At 68.0% G+C, this 18784-nt stretch carries 16 protein-coding genes, 2 tRNA genes and 2 pseudogenes; 10 read left to right on the forward strand and 10 right to left on the reverse strand.

The window, feature by feature from the left end; genetic code table 11:
* Positions 1–550: 550 nt before the first annotated feature.
* From Pflav_RS28555 to Pflav_RS48100, 3 genes and pseudogenes are all read right to left on the reverse strand, one after another.
* Positions 551–1057: a hypothetical protein gene (locus tag Pflav_RS28555; RefSeq protein ID WP_232072028.1), complete on the reverse strand. Its 507-nt coding sequence runs from the start codon at positions 1055–1057 to the stop codon at positions 551–553.
* A gap of 26 nt (positions 1058–1083) precedes the next feature.
* Entirely contained in the window at positions 1084–2376 is a 1293-nt protein-coding gene (locus tag Pflav_RS28560) for a polymorphic toxin-type HINT domain-containing protein (protein ID WP_180201316.1), read from the reverse strand.
* Positions 2328–3584 (reverse strand): annotated as a pseudogene (locus Pflav_RS48100) (RHS repeat-associated core domain-containing protein); the annotation flags it as partial. The gene Pflav_RS28560 and the pseudogene Pflav_RS48100, both read right to left, overlap by 49 nt.
* A gap of 111 nt (positions 3585–3695) precedes the next feature.
* Between Pflav_RS48100 and Pflav_RS28570 the strand changes: the two are divergent.
* The 3 genes from Pflav_RS28570 (at position 3696) to Pflav_RS28580 (ending at position 6341) form a co-directional block, all read left to right on the forward strand.
* The gene (locus tag Pflav_RS28570; protein ID WP_173039637.1) at positions 3696–4130 is read left to right on the forward strand and encodes a hypothetical protein; all 435 of its coding nucleotides are present in this window, start codon (positions 3696–3698) and stop codon (positions 4128–4130) included.
* A 679-nt stretch (positions 4131–4809) separates the two neighbouring features.
* A complete protein-coding gene (locus tag Pflav_RS28575) occupies positions 4810–5745 on the forward strand; it encodes a hypothetical protein (protein WP_173039639.1) in 936 nt (311 codons plus the stop codon).
* Positions 5742–6341 (forward strand): LPXTG cell wall anchor domain-containing protein, encoded by a 600-nt coding sequence (locus tag Pflav_RS28580; RefSeq protein WP_173039641.1) that lies wholly within the window; start codon positions 5742–5744, stop codon positions 6339–6341. The genes Pflav_RS28575 and Pflav_RS28580 overlap by 4 nt, the downstream gene beginning before the upstream one ends.
* 399 nt (positions 6342–6740) lie before the next feature.
* Here Pflav_RS28580 and Pflav_RS28585 read toward each other — a convergent pair whose 3' ends face one another.
* A complete protein-coding gene (locus Pflav_RS28585) occupies positions 6741–8045 on the reverse strand; it encodes a tyrosine-type recombinase/integrase (protein WP_232072030.1) in 1305 nt (434 codons plus the stop codon).
* Between the two features lie 217 nt (positions 8046–8262).
* Positions 8263–8338 (reverse strand) — tRNA-Lys (locus tag Pflav_RS28590).
* A gap of 466 nt (positions 8339–8804) precedes the next feature.
* Here Pflav_RS28590 and Pflav_RS49030 point away from each other — a divergent pair.
* From Pflav_RS49030 to Pflav_RS28600, 3 genes and pseudogenes are all read left to right on the forward strand, one after another.
* Positions 8805–9223 (forward strand): annotated as a pseudogene (locus Pflav_RS49030) (Ig-like domain-containing protein); the annotation flags it as partial.
* A gap of 66 nt (positions 9224–9289) precedes the next feature.
* A complete protein-coding gene (locus tag Pflav_RS49035; protein WP_415624400.1) occupies positions 9290–9817 on the forward strand; it encodes a L,D-transpeptidase in 528 nt (175 codons plus the stop codon).
* A 147-nt stretch (positions 9818–9964) separates the two neighbouring features.
* Positions 9965–11212, forward strand: a complete 1248-nt coding sequence (locus Pflav_RS28600; protein ID WP_173039643.1) for a L,D-transpeptidase — start codon at positions 9965–9967, stop codon at positions 11210–11212.
* A gap of 18 nt (positions 11213–11230) precedes the next feature.
* On the opposite strand, the gene Pflav_RS28605 is transcribed toward Pflav_RS28600, so the two are convergent.
* A tRNA-His gene (locus Pflav_RS28605) sits at positions 11231–11303 on the reverse strand.
* A gap of 91 nt (positions 11304–11394) precedes the next feature.
* On the reverse strand, positions 11395–11985 hold the full coding sequence (gene orn, locus Pflav_RS28610) for an oligoribonuclease (RefSeq protein ID WP_173039645.1): 591 nt from the start codon (positions 11983–11985) through the stop codon (positions 11395–11397).
* 64 nt (positions 11986–12049) lie between these two features.
* Between orn and Pflav_RS28615 the strand changes: the two genes are divergently transcribed.
* Positions 12050–13282, forward strand: a complete 1233-nt coding sequence (locus tag Pflav_RS28615) for a glycosyltransferase 87 family protein (protein WP_173039647.1) — start codon at positions 12050–12052, stop codon at positions 13280–13282.
* Between the two features lie 117 nt (positions 13283–13399).
* Here the strand turns inward: Pflav_RS28615 and Pflav_RS28620 are convergent, their stop codons facing one another.
* The 3 genes from Pflav_RS28620 to Pflav_RS28630 all read right to left on the reverse strand — a co-directional run bounded on the left by Pflav_RS28620 (position 13400) and on the right by Pflav_RS28630 (position 16748).
* Complete coding sequence (locus Pflav_RS28620; protein WP_173039649.1) at positions 13400–14263, reverse strand: hypothetical protein; 864 nt, start codon at positions 14261–14263, stop codon at positions 13400–13402.
* Positions 14264–14328: 65 nt separating this feature from the next.
* The gene (locus Pflav_RS28625) at positions 14329–15021 is read right to left on the reverse strand and encodes a YcnI family protein (protein WP_173039651.1); all 693 of its coding nucleotides are present in this window, start codon (positions 15019–15021) and stop codon (positions 14329–14331) included.
* A 14-nt stretch (positions 15022–15035) separates the two neighbouring features.
* A complete protein-coding gene (locus Pflav_RS28630; protein WP_173039653.1) occupies positions 15036–16748 on the reverse strand; it encodes a copper resistance CopC/CopD family protein in 1713 nt (570 codons plus the stop codon).
* Positions 16749–16892: 144 nt separating this feature from the next.
* On the opposite strand from Pflav_RS28630, the gene Pflav_RS28635 reads away from it, so the two are divergent.
* The 3 genes from Pflav_RS28635 (at position 16893) to Pflav_RS28645 (ending at position 18720) form a co-directional block, all read left to right on the forward strand.
* Positions 16893–17441, forward strand: a complete 549-nt coding sequence (locus tag Pflav_RS28635; RefSeq protein WP_232072034.1) for a sigma-70 family RNA polymerase sigma factor — start codon at positions 16893–16895, stop codon at positions 17439–17441.
* A 68-nt stretch (positions 17442–17509) separates the two neighbouring features.
* Complete coding sequence (locus tag Pflav_RS28640) at positions 17510–18025, forward strand: MauE/DoxX family redox-associated membrane protein (protein ID WP_173039655.1); 516 nt, start codon at positions 17510–17512, stop codon at positions 18023–18025.
* Entirely contained in the window at positions 18022–18720 is a 699-nt protein-coding gene (locus tag Pflav_RS28645) for a DsbA family protein (RefSeq protein WP_173039657.1), read from the forward strand. Before Pflav_RS28640 ends, Pflav_RS28645 begins: the two co-directional genes overlap by 4 nt.
* The last annotated feature ends 64 nt before the right edge of the window (positions 18721–18784 follow it).

Below are 18784 nucleotides of genomic sequence, written 5' to 3' on the forward strand. Positions count from 1 at the left end.
TTCGGTGTCGACTGCGGATCGGCGGAGGCAAGTGCCTGACCCCGAGCACGATACCCGGTATCAGACCGACGAGGCCCGTGGTGGTGTTCTGGGGTCACCGCGCGGCCTGCTCTCGCTGATCGGTTGCGGTCACTCGGGGAACGGTGTGAGGGCGCGGGCTCGGCGCTTGCGGGGTTGGGCGTCCCTAATCGTCTTCCCCGTGGTCATGGTCGAGGTCCGTCAGGTTGAGCGTGCTGGCGTTGACGCTCAGGGGAAAAGTCGCCGGTGAGCCGGCCACGCACCTGGGCGGCGGTCGCCGACCATGTGGCGGTCAACGTGGCGCCGACGTCATGGCCGACTACGCCAGCACCGCCCCACACCCTTGACCAACGCATACTGGCGGCACCGATGTTCGCGCAGCACGGCGATCGTGGCCGCGTCGAGGGCGACGACACGTTCCCCCGCCGCCGTCTTGACCGGTCCGATGTGGACACGCCCCAGGCACCGAAACCTACGCAGCCGCAACCGATGGATAGCAGGTCAGGCTACACATCTATGAGCGCGCATACAATTAGGCCTTTCCAGGGCCTTCCATGACCTTCTCATCGGCGAGCTGTGGCGAATCAACCCATTCGTAGGACAGATCCCCGGCCACAATCCAGAGTGAGCCACCCGTCATTTGAACCTCATGGCTAAAGCCTTTCTCATGCGGCAAGATCTCATCCAGCTGGACATCACCGAGCCGTCGCGTATCAGGCCGGACATTGCTCTTTCTGGGTTCGGCCGTTATCGAGGTCGAGAATTCGACAACGTCCGCATAACGAATCGCGAGCCCTTGGTCGTGCTTGAATTGGTTTGGCGCAAACCGAATTTCCAGGCAAACGCTGTCGTTCCGATCAGTCAGCCACGCTTCAGCCAGCTTTAGATCTTTAATGCATCTCGACCCATAGAAATTGTAATGATCCTCGTCCAGAGCAAACCTTCTTGCACCTTCTGGCAAGTCGGACTGGATTGCAGGAAGTTCACTTAGGTATAGCTCTGGGTCAAGCGAGTATCCCTTGTGCCATCCATCTTCCACGATAGCTTCGACTCGAATGAATCTCATTAGCAAGCATCTCCCGGAAGCGGCCGCTTCCACTTGTCGCCAGTAACATCTTCATGGCCCTTCGGTTTGATGACCCCCATGGCCCTCATCTTAGTAATGGCGGTGTCTCTGATCGTGTTGTAAACACCCGTGGGCATACCTTCCGGCGCGCCGGTTAGTCCGTGCTTGTTGAAGAAGCCCTGGCTTCCAAAGATGCCGACTTCGCTGCCCCTGTGGTAGACGTGAATCTCAAACCCTGCGTTTCCACCTCGGGATACGAAGGTATCCATCCGCCCCGTATACCCCTGTCCGAAACTCAGCGGATCCATCGGATCGTTGTGGACCAGAACGGGTATGTTACCAGCTAGAACATAGTAGGTGTGGATGTCGGCTACTGTCAGGTTGTGCATGTGCCGGGCAGCGACGAAGTTCCTGACGGCTGTGATAGTGGCCGTCTGTCCGTCCGAGGTTCGGGCGTGTTCGCCGGGCAAGAGCTGGCTGGCGTTGACCCAGCTGTTGCGAGTGAGGCTCCAGAACGGGTGCTCCGCGGTGGTGTGTAGTACCGAGGCACCGCCCCAGGGAGCGAGATGGTGAGGTCGGTCAGGTCGTGGTCGAGGTTGAGGTGGACCGCCGTTACGGCTTTGGCCTCGGTGCGGCCAGTGATCGGGTCGGTCGCGACGACCTCTTCGCCGACTTCCACGTCCTCGATCGGTTTGGTGGAGCCGTCTGCCATGAGTACGTGGGTACCGGGTGCGAAGCTGTTGGCGCGTTTGCAAACCTTGGCGAGCTCGGCGGCTCGTTCTGTGGCGCGGGCGGCTTTTATGCCGCCGGTTGCCCAGCCGATTCCGGGGATGGTGGAGATGGCGGATAGTCCGGCGCCGCCGAGGTCTCCTTCGGCGAGGTAGATGGCGCCGTCGATGGCGTCGCATGGTTCGCCGATGAAGGGAAGGAGTCCGCAGATCGCCAGGGCCCCGTGGGTTGCGGTGGCGCCGTCTGAGGCTGGGCGGGTGACCGGGGTGGACCTTGGTGGTGTTTGGTCGTTGGCGATGTAGCAGCCGCTTCTGCCGCAGAGCTTCCGTGGTCCGGTTGTGGTGGTGGTGCATCCGCCGCGTCCGCAGTAGGTCTGCTGGGTGGGTGGGGGGTTGAGGCATTTGCCGCCGCAGCCGTCGTTGTCGCCTTTGACTTTGACGTAGTCGCCGTTGTGGTCTACGTAATCGGCCCCAGGACCGCAACGGTCGTCGGAGCAGGATTTCATCCCGGTGGGGTCGCTGAAGGTGATGGGGTTGTTTTCGCTGTAGGTGTAGCCGTTCCATTGTTGCGGGTCGGCCCGGTCCATGATCGGGTCTACGGAGATAAACCGACCTATGGCTGGGTCGTACTCGCGGGCGCCGACGTGGGTGAGCCCGGTGGCGGTGTTGATGGTTTTGTTGAGGAAGCCGCGGTTGTCGGGCCAGGCGGAGATGACGCCTCGGGTGTCGCCGTACGGGGTGTACTGGCGCCAGGTGGGTGTTTGGGCGGTGTTGTTGAGGTAGAGGGTGGGTGTTCCTTGGCGGTCGGTGATGGCGAATTTGTAGTTGGTGCCGGTTCCGGTGCGGATGGCCTGGCCGCCGCCGGGCAGGTTGTAGTAGCGGACGCCGGTGATGGCTTGGGTGGTGGTGTTGAGGGTGAGTTGCTGGCCGGGTAGGTAGAGGGTGGTGGTGCCGGGGTCTTTCTGGAGTAGCAGGTTGCCGTCGGTGTCGTAGAGGAAAGTGCTGTTGCCGGCGGTGCTGCCGTTGATGGCGGTGAGTTGGCCGGCGTCGTTCCAGGTGAGGGTTTGGTTGCCGTTGCCGGCGTTGCGGCTGGTCGTGTTTCCGGCGCTGTCGTAGCCGTAGCTGGTGGAGCCGGGTGTCGCGCCGGTGGTGGAGGTGCTGGTGAGGGTGTGCGGCTGGCCGGCGCCGTTGCCGTTGTAGGTGTAGTTGGTGGTGGTGTCGGTGCCGCCGGTGGTGGAGTAGCGGGTCTGCTTGGTCCGGTAGCCGGCGGGGTCGAATTCCCAGCCGGTCCAGTAGGCGCTGGTGCTGCCGAGGTTGCTGCCCACCATGGCGCGGCTTGTCGGTGTTGGCTCGGTGGCGCAGTTGTCGGTGGCGGTCCAGGCCTTGGTGAGCCGTTGCAGGTTGTCGTAGCGGAAGCACTGGGTCTCGGACGTGCTGGCCGAGCCGAGCCGGGTGGAGACCTGCCGCAGGGGGTTACCGACCTTGTCGTAGTCGTAATGCTGTTTGTCGACCTCGTCGGTGCCTATGCGGGTGACGAGTTGGTCGGTGAGGCGACCTGTGTGGTCGTCGTAGGTGTTGGTCACGAAGGCGCGGTTGGGTTGCGCGCCGCCGATGGTTTGTTGTTCCACCCTGCCCCAGGCGTCATAGGTGACGCCTTCGGAGTATTGGCCCAGGTTGCCGCCGAGGATGCTGGGAAGATCGAAGACGGTCGTGTAGTCGTGGTTGAGTGTCTCAGCGGGAAGCCCGCCCTTGTGGAAGTTCTGATCGTGCATCCTTCTGAGTACCGCGGCGCCGACATGTACCCGAATCCGGTACGGACCGGCCGTCCGCGACCTGGCGGGCCCCGCGGGAAAGTGTGGCCCCAACTGCTCGCCTTTCTCGTTGTGAGCGCCCTCGCCATCGGCGGCGTCGTTGTTGGCTACCGCTACATCAAGGAGGATGCCGCGCGGGCACCGGAGCCCATCGCGCCTGTCCTGGCGCCGTCGGAGGCTGAATGCGTCCAGATCAGGGACCTGTTCGCGGCCTGGCTGGACAGCGACCCACCGATCACCATCGAACTGACTGGGCGCCTTAGCGTCGAGACGATCGGCGCCGTCCTAGCCGGCGGCCAACAGTTCACGGCCGGTATGGACACCTTGCCGGCAGAACTGGCCCCGAATCTGCGCGATGCCGTCCAGCGGTACAACGAGGCAGTGGAGGCGCTGAGCAAGGAGCTTTCGGATGGCCCGGCCAACACGTCGCACGTCGAAACCGTGTCGTCCCTGGCCACGTTGATCCACGCTCAATACACATCCTTCAGCCGGAAACATTGTGGGTAGCCACTCGCCGCTGCCCTACGGATGCCCCTGATGTACGCCGTAAGCGTCGTCGCGATTCTGTCGAGCGCTGACCAACCTCTGGCCGCGAACAGCGAGGCTTGGCTGTTGAGCGAGTACACCTGGGGCTGCCACGTTGCCAGGATCCGGTATGCCCGCACCTCAATCCGTAGTGGGCGGACGACGACCCACCAGCACCGCGCGCGTCCACGCGACCGCCTCGAAGTCCGGCACGGCACAGCCCAATATCCGTCATGAAACCAGGCCCGCCAGCCGCCAGACCTGGATGCTGTGGAGGCCAGATCAGCCGTGGACCTTCGCGCTGAACACTCGGCGAGACGCAGAAGCGAGCGGCCGCTTTTCTGTCATGCCGATGTCTGTGCATCTGACCATTGCGGACACAAAGGCCACAGCCTGCGCGCAGTGTCAGCCCTCGTAGCGGATCGCCTTCGCTGCCTCCGGGCTGCCTTGAGATACGCAGGTACCCACGCCAAGGCGAGTACCCACTCTTACGACCGCACGACCGGACGGCGCGGGTGCGGGCGGGCAGCACGTTGCGGCAGTCCTGATCGACCGTTCGGCTCATTCCGCCAGCTGGCACCGCCCCAGGGCGGCGGACAACCTTTGGCACTCCTTAATATCCGCGGGCTCCACCTGAGACCCCCACGGGAGGAACCCCTCAATGCTCAGCCACTTTGCCCGGCGCTGGCTCGCCGGGTTGGGTGTCGTAGGCGCGCTCGTCGCCGCCTCCGCCGCCCCCGCCTCCGCCGCGGCCGACCCGTTCGAGGTCATCGCCCAGGACATGCTTGCCACGGCGGACAGCTTCGGTTTCGCCTACATCTCCGCCCAACCGACTGACTGGGAGCATCCGCACCAGTTCGGCCGCACGACCCTCGACATGGACTACTCCGGCATCTCTGCCTTCGCGGTCCTCGTGCAGCCAGGTGAGGGCTGGGGCTGGGCGTGTGAAACCTCGGACAAGGTCGTGCACTGCGAGACCGAGCTCGCCGAGAGCGACACTCCCTGGCTCGGAATTCAGGCAGCGGGCTTGCCCACCGCCACGCCCGGCCAGTCGGGTCAGCTGAAGTTCGCGATGACCTCCGGTGGCCACACGGTCCGGACGACCTCCACCGTCACCATTGCCGAACGCGTCGACCTCCAGACCGCCTCGGAGGTCACCGTAAGCGGTGCTCCGGGCAGCCTGGTCGGCACGCCGGCGACCGTCCGCAACGGCGGCGAGGCGACCATCCGCGGTGCCGTGCTGGTGATGGGGGGCGACTACCTCTTCCAGTACGCGGGCAACTTTTCGAACTGCCAGCTGATCGACACCGCGGGTACACGCTGCACCTTCGACGAGGAGCTGGAGCCGGGCAAAAGCTACCGCCTTTCCGCCGCGCTGCCCTTCCAACTCCACAAGGACGCCCGGACGGGCGCCAACCTGCTATCCACGAGCCGCTGGTGGACCAAGGACGACTGGGAGCTGGTCAGCCGGGACTTCCCGCAGGACGGCGAGCCGGGCACCGGCACGAGGCTGCGCCTCGTGGAGGACTCCGGGTCAGCTCGCTGGGGCGGCAGACCGATCCGGACGAGACGAACAACTTCACCCAGATCTCGGTGAAGGTGACCGGCGACCAGCTGGCCGATCTGCGCGCCGAGGGCGCGACGGCAAGTGGCGAGAAGGACGATGTCGTCCAGGTGCAGCCGTCCTTCACGAACCTCGGCCCAGCCATGCTCGAGTACTACGGCGAACCGGTGTTCCGCGTCACGATCCCGGAGGGCACCACGGCGGTCGAGGTCTCCTTCGACTGCCAGCCGTACACCTCGGACGACGAGTGGGACCAGTGGAACGCCAAGTGGGGTGAACCGGGCGCCAGGGAGTACGCCTGCCTGGCGACCGAGACCCCGAAGGGCGTCAAGAACCTGTACAACTTCGGCCTACGGATCGACGACGTCGTTGCGGACGCATCGGGTGCCGTCTCCGTCCGGCTTGCCGGCGACCCGAACAGCGAAAACGACAGCGCGAAGATCGTCATCAACCCGACCAACGCGGGCGGCGGCAACGGCGACGGCGGTACCGGCGGCGGTGACGGTGGCCCACTGCCGGTCACTGGCGCGTCCACCGGCCTGTACGCCGGCATCGGCGGCCTGCTGCTCGCCGCCGGCATCGGCGGCTACCTGCTGGCCAAGCGGCGCCGCACCCGCTTCGTCGCCTAATCCAGCCACACCAAACGGTGCCCCGCCGACCACCCGGTCGGCGGGGCACCGCCGTCTCCACCACCCAGACGCCGACGCCAGCAGGACATGCCAGCTGCGCCGCGTCACCAGGGTCTCCCAACAATCGACGCGCGATTGCGCCCGGCCGGTTCGAGCACCAAACGCCTCGCCCCCGGCTCGCCCGCGCCGTCAGGCCAGACACGAGCTGCCCGACTGGCTGGTCCCAGCGACCCAGTACCAGCGGGCCGGACCGCATCCGCTTACGCCGCGATCCCGGCAGTGCGCACCCTGGTCATTGCGACCCGCTGCAGCAGGCGAGCAAGGGCGTCCAGGTGGTATCCGCTGGGAACGGTGAAGGCGAGTGTTGGCGGCGCCTCGGCCGGTCGGGAAGGTCCGATTTCAGGCCTGGGCCGCGCCGTCCAGACTCAGTCGGATCCGTGCATGTGACAGCAGCAGCTCCGCGGTCGCGGTCACCGCTGCCTGGGCCGCCTGCCGGAACACCGTCCAGTAGGTGTCGGCAGTGGTCACACAACTGGCGTGGCCCATATCGTGCTGGATCACCTTCAACGGCACACCAGCCGCACCCGCCAGGCTCGCCGCCCCATGCCGCAGGTCATGCAACCTGACCGGCGGCAACCCCAACTCCTTAACCAAAGCCGCGAAACGGCGGGTCAACCAGTCCGGCCGCACCGGCCGCCCATTCGCGTGCAGGAACACACGGTCCCGCGGCTCCGGCGCCCGACCCCGTTGCGCCTTCTGCGCCCGCCACAACTCCCACAACACCTCCACACTGGCCTCGTCCAACGCAAGCACCCGCACCCCGGCGGCGGACTTCGGCGGCCCCAGATACTCCGTGCCGCCGACCACGACCACCTGTTCTCGGATTGTCACCCGCCTACCGGGCAGGTCCACATCGGACCAACACAGGCCGGCGAGCTCACCCCGCCGCGGACCACGTAGACCGACCAGCCACCACAACGCGAACAACCGATCACCGCGAACCGCTTCCAGGAACCGGGCCAGATGGGCTACGTCCCACACCGCCACCGCCGGCCGGATTCCCGTCCGCTGCCACGCTTCGACGCGTTCGTCGTCCCACACCACCGCATGCGGGCGGGCGCCGTTCGGCAACCGCAGCCGCCACGCCGCGTTCGTACCCACCAAGCCCTGCCGGCGGGCCTCATTCAACGCACTGCGCAACACCGCCCGGATCCGGCCAACCGTCCCCGCCGCGATCAACCGACCACCCCGCACCCGGGTCCGGCAGATCCGATCCATCGCCCGCTGCACCATCTTGGTCCGCAGCTTCGACAACCGCTCCAACCCCAGCTGCGGGATCAGATGCTGATGGACGATCGTCTGGTACGAGCGCAGCGTCGACGGCCGCAACCGGCCCGCACACTCCGACAGCCAAAACTCCAACCACCGCCGCACCGTCCACATCCGGCCGACCGCCTCCGGGCCTGGCAGCCGCAGCAGCTCCCAGCAGGCCCGCTCCGCCTCCGCCCGGGTAGCGAACCCACCCCGGCGCACCCGCACCCGACGCCCGTCCACACCATCGACCTGCACCGCGAAGTACCAGCGCCCATGCCCGACCTCCGCCAGCAGCGCGCACCGCGCCCCCAGTTGCCGGCCGGTCTCCGGGCTACGGCAGCCGCACCGCTTGAACACGCGACCGCCGCTGCCGTGTCCTGTAGTCGTCAAGGTTCTCTCTCTTCTGGTCTGAGAGCGAACTCGCAACCCACAGGCCCGAGGTACAAGACCCCGGCAGCACACCATCCGCGATCCGCCGCGCCCACGGCACGCAGGGCAAGGCCAGCACGGTCATAAAGGCACACAACGTGAGTCACCGGCGTGACCCACACGTGCCCCACACGAACCGAGGGCGCATAGCCAAACGGCTATACGCCCAGCTCACGAATGGTGCGCCGCCAGGGACTCGAACCCCGAACCCGCGGATTAAGAGTCCGCTGCTCTGCCAGTTGAGCTAGCGGCGCTCGCTGACAACGGCAGCAACCTTAACACGGCCCTCGGTGCCGGTTCCAACCGGTTCGCTCGGCACGCCGGGCCGAGTGGCCGAAGCGACACACGCCCTGATCTGGCAGGGTGCTGGACTGGCCACTGGCGGGAGCGCGGGTGGTGCACCATAAACGCTGAGCGCGGCGAGCGCTCTCCAAACCACCAAAGCTGGCACGAGGCCGAGGCCGGGGCGAGCCTTGAAACCGAACGGGGTCGACATGAGCAAGCGCATGCGGGGATGGTGAAGGCTGCCGTGCTGGCGGTGCTGGCTCCGCTGGCTCTCGCCGCCTGCGGAGGCGGCGGTAGCGGTGACACGCCCCGGTTCGTGTCGGGGACCACCGCGGGCCGGTGGCCGGTGCTTCGGCCAGCCCCAGCGCGGCGGCGGAGCAGCCAGCGGCCTTCTCGTTCTCGATCACGCCGGCGGCCAACGCGAAGGGCCTGCCGGTGAGCGCCGAGATCGGCCTCAAGCTCGACGGTGCCGAGGTCACCGCCGTCACGCTGGCCGAGGCGGGCGGTGGCAAGGTGTCTGGCACGATCCGCGACGACGGTACGTCCTGGGTGCCCAGCAGCCCGCTGAAGTACGGCAAGAAGTACACGGCGACCGTGACCGCGTCCAAGGGTGGGGCCTCGGCCACCCAGACCACGACGTTCACCACGATGGGTGAGCCGGGCAACCGGGTGGGCACTGGGCTGTACCTCTTCGACGGCAAGACCTACGGCGTGGCCATGCCCGTGGTCGTGGAGTTCCACCCGGGCGTCCCGAAGAAGGATCGGGCGAGCGTGCAGAAGCGCATGTTCGTGAGCACCGACCCGCCGCAGCCGGGGCGTGGCACTGGGTGTCCAACGGCACGCAGGCCTATTACCGCGCGCCGGAGTACTGGCAGTCGGGTACGAAAATCACCGCGCGTATCGCGCTGGGTGGGCACCCGATGGGCTCCGGGAAGTATGGGGACACGGACCGCAAGGCGACCGCGAAGATCGGTGAGCGGTTCGAGATAAAGGTCGAGAACAAGACCAAGAAGATGACGGTCCTCAAGAACGGCAAGGTCGTGAAGACGCTGCCGGTGAGCCTGGGCAAGAAGGCCACACCCTCGGCCAGCGGCACCATGGTGGTGATGGACAAGAAGGAGCAGACCGTCTTCGACACCACCGACGACCCCAACCCCGCCGACCGGTACCGGGTGGACATCGCCTTCGCGCAGCGGCTGACCTGGAGCGGGCAGTACATCCACGCGGCACCGTGGTCCGTGGCGCAGCAGGGCCGGACCAACGTGTCGCACGGCTGCGTCAACGTCTCCACCGAGAACGCCAGCTGGCTCTTCAGCCAGACCAAGATCGGTGACCCGGTGACCGTGACGGGGACCGAGGAGAAGCTGGCACCCGGCAACGGGTGGACCGCGTGGAACATGAGCTGGAAAGAGTTCATCAAGGGCAGCGCCCTGCCAGTAGCACCATAAATGTCAATAAATGGGGCGAAGTCGAGTGTTCAACACCACGGCATGAAACCAGGATTTGGCGGAGCCCGTCATTAGAGGAGGATTGACCCCTGCGCCTGGGTACTGAGCGCAGGGGCATCGACAACTTGCGAGGGAATCATGGCAGCGATGCGATCGCACCGACGTACGCCGAGCCGGAAGTCCGCGTGGCGCGCGTTGTCCGCCGCGGCGCTGGCCGGCACCCTCGCCCTGCTCACCGCCTGCGGCAGCGACTCGCCCGCCGCCTCGTGGAACGACGGCAAGAACGAGGGCGGCGGCCAGCAACAGCAGCAGCAGGAAGACAGCGGGCCTAAGCAGGGCGGCACCGTCACAAGTCCGGCCGCGGACGCGAAGGACGTGCCGGCATCCACGCCGATCGCGTTCACGCTGGAAAACGCGAGCAACCCCACGGTCGAGCTCAAGAGCGCGAGCGGCGAGAGCGTCAAGGGCGCGATGCAGGAGGACGGCAAGTCGTGGCTGCCCGAGGGGGCGCTCGACTACGGCACCAAGTACACGGCGACGGTCAACGCGACCGGTGCGGACGGTAAGCCGACGTCGAACAGCAGCTCGTTCACGACGATGGCGAAGCCCAGCAAGGTGGTGCGGGTCTCCAGCTTCCTCGGCGAAAACCAGGTCGTCGGCGTGGGCATGCCGATCATCGTGCAGTTCGGCCGCGCGGTGCCGAAGGACTACCGCGACGACGTGCAGGCGCGCCTCTCCGTGCAGTCCACGCCGGAGCAGGAGGGCATCTGGCACTGGATCAGCCCGACCGAGGTGCACTACCGGCCGAAGACGTACTGGCAGTCCGGCACCAAGATTTCATACAAGATGCAGACCGGCGGGCTGCCGATGGGCGACGGCTACTACGGGCGCGCCGACGTCAGCGTCGAGATCAAGATCGGTCCGTCGTTCATCATGACGGTCGACAACAAGACCAAGAAGATGACCGTCACCAAGGACGGCAAGGTCATCAAGACCATCCCGGTGAGCCTCGGCAAGCCGAGCACGCCGTCGTCCAGCGGCACCATGGTCGTCATCGAGAAGCAGCGCAAGACCGTCTTCGACACCATGGACGACCCCAACCCGGCCAACCGCTACCGCACCCCGATCGACTTCGCGCAGCGGCTCACCTGGAGCGGCCAGTTCATCCACGCCGCGCCCTGGTCGGAGGGGAAGCAGGGCCGGGTCAACGTCTCGCACGGCTGCGTCAACGTCTCCGAGGCGATGGGCGGCTGGCTCTTCGGCCAGACCCGCATCGGTGACGTGATCACGGTGAAGAACACCGAAGAGAAGCTTGAGAACGGCAACGGCTGGACCGACTGGAACATGAGCTGGGACCAGTACGTGAAGGGCAGTGCGATCCCCTACAACGGGTAGGGGATCGGCACCAAAGAGGGTGACTGAGGGGATTTGAACCCCCGACACCCGGGACCACAACCCGGTGCTCTGCCAACTGAGCTACAGCCACCACGTCAGCCACGCCGGACACGCCGGTGCGGTGCGCCGACCAATGATAGCCATACCCTGGCCCGATCCGTCGACAGGGTAAGCGCCGAACCTCAGAGGGTCGCGGCGATCGCCTTCGCGGACTCCACGTCCGGCCCGGGCAGCGGCACGAAGATCGTGCGGCGGTAGTACTCGAGCTCGCGGATGCTCTCCCGGATGTCCGCGAGCGCGCGGTGGGCCAGCCCCTTGGTGGGCTGGCCGAAGTACACCCGGGGGTACCAGCGCCGACACAGCTCCTTGATCGAGGAGACATCGATCATGCGGTAGTGCAGGTGGGCGTCGAGCCGGGGCATGTCGCGCGCCAGGAACCCACGGTCGGTGGCGATCGAGTTGCCGCAGAGGGGCGCGCTGCGAACGTCGGGCACCCACTGGGTGATGTACTCCATGATCATGTCCTCGGCCTCCAGGAGTGAGACCGCCGAGCGACGGACTTCCTCCGTGAGGCCGGATTTTTCATGCATGTCACGGACAACATCGGGCATCGCGGCGAGCGCCGCCTCGTCGGCGTGGATCACCACGTCGACGCCATCACCGAGCACGCGCAGGTCAGGGTCGGTGACCAGCGCGGCCACCTCGATCAGCGCGTCCTTACCAAGGTCGAGCCCGGTCATCTCACAGTCGATCCAGACCAGAAGATCAGCCACGGGGTCAGCCTACGCGCCGACGGTCCTCCATCACCCTGGCCGAAGCGCCGTTACGCTGCTGAACATGCCGAAAGCCATCCGGATCGCCACCGTCACGGCAATCGCCGCCGCGGTCGCAGCCTTCCTGGAGTGGTACGGCAACCGCCATGACTTCTTCGACCTGCGCATATACGTCAGCGCGATGCGGTGGTGGGCGGATGGCCACCCGCTCTACGACTACGTCCAGCCCGACCGGGTGCAAGGGGAGCTCTACTTCACGTACCCGCCGTTCGCCGCCGCGCTGCTCCGCCCGCTCGCCGAGATCCCGATGGGCGCCACGATCGCCATCTTCCTGATCGGGACCGCGGCGGCGATCTGCGTCACCACCTGGTGGCTGGTGCACCCCGTCGCGCTCCGCCACGGGCAGCCGCCGTGGTTCGTGGCGGGGATCGCCATCCCGCTGGTGTTCGTCATCGAGCCGACCCGCGAGACGTTCGCGTTCGGCCAGATCAACATGCTGCTGGTCGTGCTGATCCTCGGTGACCTGCTCCTTCTGATACCCAGAAACTCGCGCTGGGCCGGGGTGGGCGTGGGGCTGGCGACGGCGCTCAAGCTGTACCCGGGAATCTTCATCGTCTATCTCCTGGCCGCACGGCGCTGGCGCGCCGCGATCGCCGCGAGTGCGGCGGCGGCCGGGGCCACCCTGCTGGCGGCGGCGATGGCGCCGCGGGACTCGTGGCAGTTCTGGACGCACGAGCTGTGGGCGACCGACCGGGTGGGGCGCACCGACTACACCGCCAACCAGTCGCTGTTCGGCCTGCTCGGCCGCGCCGCGCTGCCCGCCGAGCCCAGCCGGCTCGTGTGGCTCGGGCTTGTCGCGATCATCGCGGTGTACGGCATCCGCCGCGCCGCCCAGGCCGCCCGTGCCGGCGACGAGGTCGCGGGGCTCGCGCTGGCCGGGCTGGTGGGGGCGCTGGCCAGCCCGATCGCATGGACACACCACGTGTACTGGTTCGTGCCGGCCTTCGTCGTGCTTATCGACGCTGGCCTGCGCGAACGCGACCTGAGACCGCGACTCGCGCTGCTGGGGATGGCGGCCGCCGGCTTCCTGGTACTGCTGCGTGGCGTGGTCTCGTTCGACGACTGGGGTATCGCGCCGCTGCCGACCGACACGGTGGACGAGTTTGTGCGGCGCAACGCGTATGTGCTGCTCACGCTCGTGTTGATCGCCGTCCTGCCGGTGCGAACCGGGGTGCTCGATTATCGCAGACGCGGGGCGAAATGGACAGATCTACCTAGCCATGCCCGAGTCGGCTAATCTGTCCTTAACAGACAAGCTCCTCATCCTCCCCAGAATCAACAAGCACACCGTTTCCCCCGGTGAGGGTGGCCCTCCGCAAACGGCATGTGGAGGGCCACTCACCGTGTTGCGTGCTCAGTCGCGGTTTCGGCGCGCGGTGGGCGGGAGAGCGGCGGCACCGATCTGTCCGTGGGCAGGCCGGCGGCGGTCTTGCGGCGGCGGGTGGAGCGGGACCCGGTGCCGAGTGCCCCAGCGCATTGGCCAGGTCAGCCGAGCCAGGCAGGTCCGGACCGATCGGCCCGGCCTCTTCGGCGTCAGCCGCGTCCGGTCCCGAAGGCTCGCCACCCGCGCGCTGTCCCGAAGCCCCGCGGAAAGCTCGCCGTCCCGGGAGCCCTCGGCCAGCTCGCCGCCCCGAAGCCTGGCCGCCAGAGGCCAGCGCAGGGGCAGCCACGACAGCGCCTGCGGCCGGGGCGGGCAGGACGGGGCCTGGGGCACGACAGTGGCGCCTGAGACCGCGCCAGGCGGGACGGAAGCCGAGGCGTAGGCAGGAGTCGCGGCGGGCGGGAGTGGAGCGCCAGGGGCGGGCAGCGGGGCCGGGGTGATGGACACGCTGGGCTGAGGTGGCCAGGCCAGGATCGGCTGTACCGGCATCGGGGTTGGTGCGGCCCACCCCGGACGAGCCCCTGCGGCGACCGGCGTCGGAGCCAGCGTGGGCGGGGGCAGGACGTCGGCGAGGGTCGCCGGGCGGGCGCGCGCCGGCCGGCGTACCGGCCAGGCCAGCGTCGCCACGCCGAGCACGATCAGGGCCGCCCCCGCCACCAGCAGCCCCCACGTCGCGGGGGCGAGCCAGCCGGGATGTACCTCCACGCCGAGGTCGACCGTCACGCCGGCGCTCGCGTCCCGGTGCTGCATGGCCGTCCACAGCGCACCGCCGACCAGCAGCACCGGCAGCCCGATGGTGAGCAGCAGCAGGCCCGCCGCCGTACGCACGATCCGCATTACCCGTTCCCCCTCGTCAAGCCGGGGGACAAAGCCCCCTGCTCAGGAGAACGAGCCGAAAAGCCTCACGACGCCCGGCGGCTCCGAGTAAACGCCAAGCCGCCGAGGACCAGGCCACCCAGGCCAGCGACAAGCGCCACGACGGCGAGGATCAGCGGTAGGCCGTTGTCGTCCTCCTCAGGTGCCGCCGAGGCGCCAGGAGGGGCTGACTGGGCGGCGGAGAAGCCGGAAGACGTGGAGACGAGGGTGAGCACCGGGGCGGGATCCTCCGGCTCCTCGGCACCCGGCCGCGGCTCCTCGATCCACCGGGAGACCTCGTTGTCGGAGTACGTCTGGAGGGCCTTGAAGACCATCTTGTCGACGTCGGGCAGCGGGCCCATCGACACCGGAAACTCCATGAACTCGCCGGGCTTGACGCCGCCACCAGCCGCCGCGGTCCAGGTGATCTTCGAGACCACCTCGCTGATCTGGCTGCCGTGCACGTCGACCGGCGGGTCGACCTTGCGCCGCTCCACCGCCGTCGTCCAGCCGGCCACCGGCATGACCGAGACCGAGCCGACCGGCGCGTTCTCGGGGAGGACCACCTCCAGCTTGACCGTGGCGGCGGTGTCGCTCTCGTTCGGCACCCGGAACGCCAGCCGCGCGAAGCCGCCCTTCTCCGCCTCCTGTGGATTGACGGTGACGTGCGCTGACGCCGGCGCCGCGAGCGCCAGCAGGAGCGCGGCGGCGGCGCCGAGTACGAGAGCAACGCGTTTCATCGGGAACCCTTCTCCTAGCTCACCGGCACGGTGGCGGTCACCGTGGCCTGGTCGATATCGGAAATACGTACCGTGAACTTGAGCTGCCAGTCGCCCTCGAGCGGGAGGGTGATCTCACCGGTGGCGTGGTTGTCGGTGAGCGGCAGCAGCGGGATGTCGACCGGCGCCACGTCGTTGGCGGGCAGCGCGGCGGTGCCCTTCCACTCGACCACCGGCAGCGGCTTGTTCGCCTTGTCGTAGGCGTAGAGGTGGACCGAGTTGTTGCCCTTCTTCGCCGGGTCGACGTCGACCTGGAGCTTGAAGAGGTTGCTGTCGAGCGTGGCGGAGTAGAAGCCGGGCCCGCCGAGCTCCTCGTTCGCGGAGGCGGTGCGCGCCGGGGTGGTCTGCACCAGCACCGCGGAAAGGCCCAGCACGACGGCGGTGACGGCAAGTTCGACACCGACCGTGCGACGCAGCCGCCGCGGTCCGCCGTCACCAAGCCGGTCGCGGACCAGCTTGCGGGAGTACGCGGCGACGGCCACCACGGCGCCGAACAGCACCACCTTCGCGATGATCAGTCGGCCGTACGTCGTCGACACGAGCGCGTCCGGCGTACCCACCTCGATCAGCGCCTGCACCGTTCCGGCCAGCACAAGCGCGGCCACCGCCAGGGTCGCCCAGCGCGACCAGATCGGCAGGATCGCCCCCAGCTCGCGGTCGTTGGCCTGGCGCAACAGGAACGCGAACAGCATCACCAGCCCGCCCAGCCACACCGCCATGCTCGTCAGGTGCACCGCGTCGACCACCACCGAGACCGCCGCGACCGGTGAGGCGGCCGGGTGGCCGGCGACCGGCCAGGTGATGACGGCCGCCCCGCCCAGTACCGCCAGCAGGATCTGGTCGACCCGGCCGGTCTCGCCGCGTAGCAGCGGGCGGAGCAGCAGCGCGATCGCCACCAGCAGCCCCAGCCGGATCAGGTGCGCCGTACCGAACGTGCTGGACAGCACATTTCGGAGCCCGCTGCCGTCGACGTCGAAGAGCCCGCCGCCCGTCGTGTACGGCACCTGGAGCCAGATTCCGGCGAGTGTGGCGAGTGTCACCAGCCCAACGCCAGTCCAGACCACATTCCCCGGGCCGCTGCGCGAGAGCCGGGTCGGCCACAGCAGGCTGATCACCAGGACCGGGCCGACAAGCAGGACCAGGCCGGCGTACCCGATGTAGCGCGCCACCTTCGTACCGGTGGCCACCGCCGGGTCGTCGCCCTGCTGGTCGGCAGTGTCGCTGGGCGTGGTGGAGGGGGCGCCGACCGAGTAGGTGAATCCGCCCGCCACCGGGTGGCTGTCCGCCGAGATCACCCGGTAGCTGACCAGGTACGTCCCCTGCGCACCGGTCTCCTGTATCGGGATCGTCACGACCGCACCGTCGAAGCTTGCGTCGCCCTGGTCCACTCGCTTGCCGTCCGGGCCGATCACGCGCACCCGGTCGGGCACCTTGCGCACCGACTCGCTGAAGGTCAGTACGACTTCGGTCGGCGCGGCCTGGAGCACGGAGTTGCCGATCGGGTTGCTGCTGGCGAGCACAGCGTGGGCGCTGGCGGGGGAAGCCGGAAGCGCCAGGGTGGCGAGCGCGCCGGCGAGGATGGCCAGCACATAAAGCGGGAGTCGCGAGGCTACGGACCTCGGCCCCGACGGCGGACGAGCGCCGAGCGACGGAGCGTGGAAGGCACAGCGGGGGGCGCGGCGGGTCATGCCGGCCATAATTTCTGAGCCGGGCGCGCGAACGCGAGCCGGGTCGCATAGCCGGTCATGGCTGTGTAGTCGTTGGACGGCCGGAAAAAGTTCCCGGAGGGGCACACATCCTTTTTTCAGCCATCCCGCGTACCCTGAGGTGCCGTGATTCCTGCCCAGCGTGATGGCCACGCCGCCGATGAGTGGGTGGATGCTGCCCGCCTCGGCGACCGGTTCGCGCAGGCGGAGTTCGTGCGGGTCACCCAGGTCGAGGTGTGGCGGTTCGTCGCCGCGCTTGTCGATCCGGGCAGTGCGGACGATCTGACGCAGGAGACCTACCTGCGGGCGTTCCGGGCACTTCCCTCGTTCGAGGGGCGTTCCAGCGCGCGTACGTGGCTGCTCGGCATCGCCCGCCGGGCCTGCGCCGACCACGTCCGCACCGTGGTCCGCCGCCGCAAGCTCGACGAGCGGCTAGCCGTGCAGGCGGCGACCGACGGCCCCTACCCTGACCCGGCCGGCCAGTTCGGCGCCGCCGACCTGCTGCGGCGGCTGCCAGACGAGCGGCGCGGGGCGTTCGTGCTTACCCAGGTGCTCGGCTTGTCGTATGCGGAGGCGGCGGACGTGGAGGGCGTGCCGGTGGGCACCATCCGCTCCCGCGTCGCACGCGCCCGCGCCGACCTCGTGGACGCGGTCGGCGACGCGCTCGCGAGCTAGGGCGCCACCACACCGAGACCCACGGCATACGCCGCAGAAGCAACCTCCAGAAACCGTAGGACGACTAAATGAATGTGACCGCCGCGAGCACGCCCGTTTCGCCCACATTTATGAGTAGATGGCGTACCGCGCAGCCCTGGCTCGGCACGCTGGTTCGCCTGGGCCTCGCCGCCGTCTGGCTGGCCGCCGGCGGTGCCAAGGTCGGCGACCTCGCGGGGTCCGGCCGGGCCGTCAACGCCTACGACGTGATGCCCTACGACCTGGCCAAGGTGATCGGCGCCGCGCTCCCCTTCGTCGAGCTCGCGCTCGGCGTACTCCTCGTGGTGGGCCTCGCCACGCGACTTGCCGCCGGCGTCTCGGCGGCGCTGTTGGTGGTCTTCATCGCGGGTATCACGCAGGCGTGGGCGCGCGGCCTGCAGATCGACTGCGGCTGCTTCGGCAGCGGCGGGCAGCTCGCCGCGGGCCAGAGCCCCACCTACGGCCCCGAGATCCTGCGCGACCTGGGCTTTCTCGTGCTAGCCGGGTTCCTCCTGATCTGGCCCCTCACCCGTTTGTCCATCGATAGTTGGCTGGAGAAGAAATGAGTTCCAGGGCCGGGCAAAAGCAGGCCTCGCGGGCGGTACGCGACTACATCGCCCGGGAGAAGCGGCGTACGCGCACGCTGTGGGCGACGATCGCGGCGGTGGCGGTGCTGGTGATCGCCGGGCTGATCGGCTGGGGTGTGGTGGCGAGCCAGAATTCCGGCGGGTTCACGCCGCCGCCGGGCGCGGTGGAAAACGGCACCGGCATCAAGGTCGGCAGCGGGCCGGTCCAGATCGACATCTACGAAGACTTCATCTGCCCCGTCTGCGGGCAGTTCGAGCAGCAGACCGGCGGCACGATCGACCAGCTGGTCGCCCAGGGCAAGGCCGCTGCCGTGTACCACCCGGTGGCCTTCCTCGACCGTGCGTCCAGCACCGACTACTCCACCCGGTCCTCGGCCGCTTCCGGGGCCGCGGCGGAGGGCGGTAAGTTCCGGGAGTACGCCAAGGCGCTCTTCGCGCAGCAGCCGGCCGAGGGGAGCGCCGGCCTCAGCGACGACCAGCTGATCCAGATCGGCCGGTCTGTCGGCCTCGGAGACGCCTTCGCCCAGGCGGTACGGGACGGGAAGTACAAGCCGTGGACGGCACATGTGACCGACGCAGCGAGTGGGGACCGCGTAAACGGCACACCCACCGTGCGGGTGAACGGCAAGGACGTCCAGCCCACGACACAGGCGATCCAGGCAGCGGTCGGCTGAGAACGCTCGTCTGCGCGGCGGCCGCCGGTGTCCTGCTCGCACTGGCGGCACCGGCCGCGGCGTA

This window comes from Phytohabitans flavus (assembly GCF_011764545.1).
Lineage (GTDB): Bacteria > Actinomycetota > Actinomycetes > Mycobacteriales > Micromonosporaceae > Phytohabitans > Phytohabitans flavus.

Coding starts and splice junctions, on each gene's coding strand:
- Pflav_RS28645 (WP_173039657.1), top strand. CDS start 18,022: ATGAGTTCCAGGGCCGGGCAAAAGCAGGCCTCGCGGGCGGTACGCGAC.
- Pflav_RS28615 (WP_173039647.1), top strand. CDS start 12,050: ATGCCGAAAGCCATCCGGATCGCCACCGTCACGGCAATCGCCGCCGCG.
- Pflav_RS28620 (WP_173039649.1), bottom strand. CDS start 14,263: ATGCGGATCGTGCGTACGGCGGCGGGCCTGCTGCTGCTCACCATCGGG.
- Pflav_RS49035 (WP_415624400.1), top strand. CDS start 9,290: ATGGGCTCCGGGAAGTATGGGGACACGGACCGCAAGGCGACCGCGAAG.
- Pflav_RS28575 (WP_173039639.1), top strand. CDS start 4,810: ATGCTCAGCCACTTTGCCCGGCGCTGGCTCGCCGGGTTGGGTGTCGTA.
- Pflav_RS28560 (WP_180201316.1), bottom strand. CDS start 2,376: ATGGAACGGCTACACCTACAGCGAAAACAACCCCATCACCTTCAGCGA.
- Pflav_RS28625 (WP_173039651.1), bottom strand. CDS start 15,021: ATGAAACGCGTTGCTCTCGTACTCGGCGCCGCCGCCGCGCTCCTGCTG.
- Pflav_RS28640 (WP_173039655.1), top strand. CDS start 17,510: ATGAATGTGACCGCCGCGAGCACGCCCGTTTCGCCCACATTTATGAGT.
- Pflav_RS28630 (WP_173039653.1), bottom strand. CDS start 16,748: ATGACCCGCCGCGCCCCCCGCTGTGCCTTCCACGCTCCGTCGCTCGGC.
- Pflav_RS28600 (WP_173039643.1), top strand. CDS start 9,965: ATGCGATCGCACCGACGTACGCCGAGCCGGAAGTCCGCGTGGCGCGCG.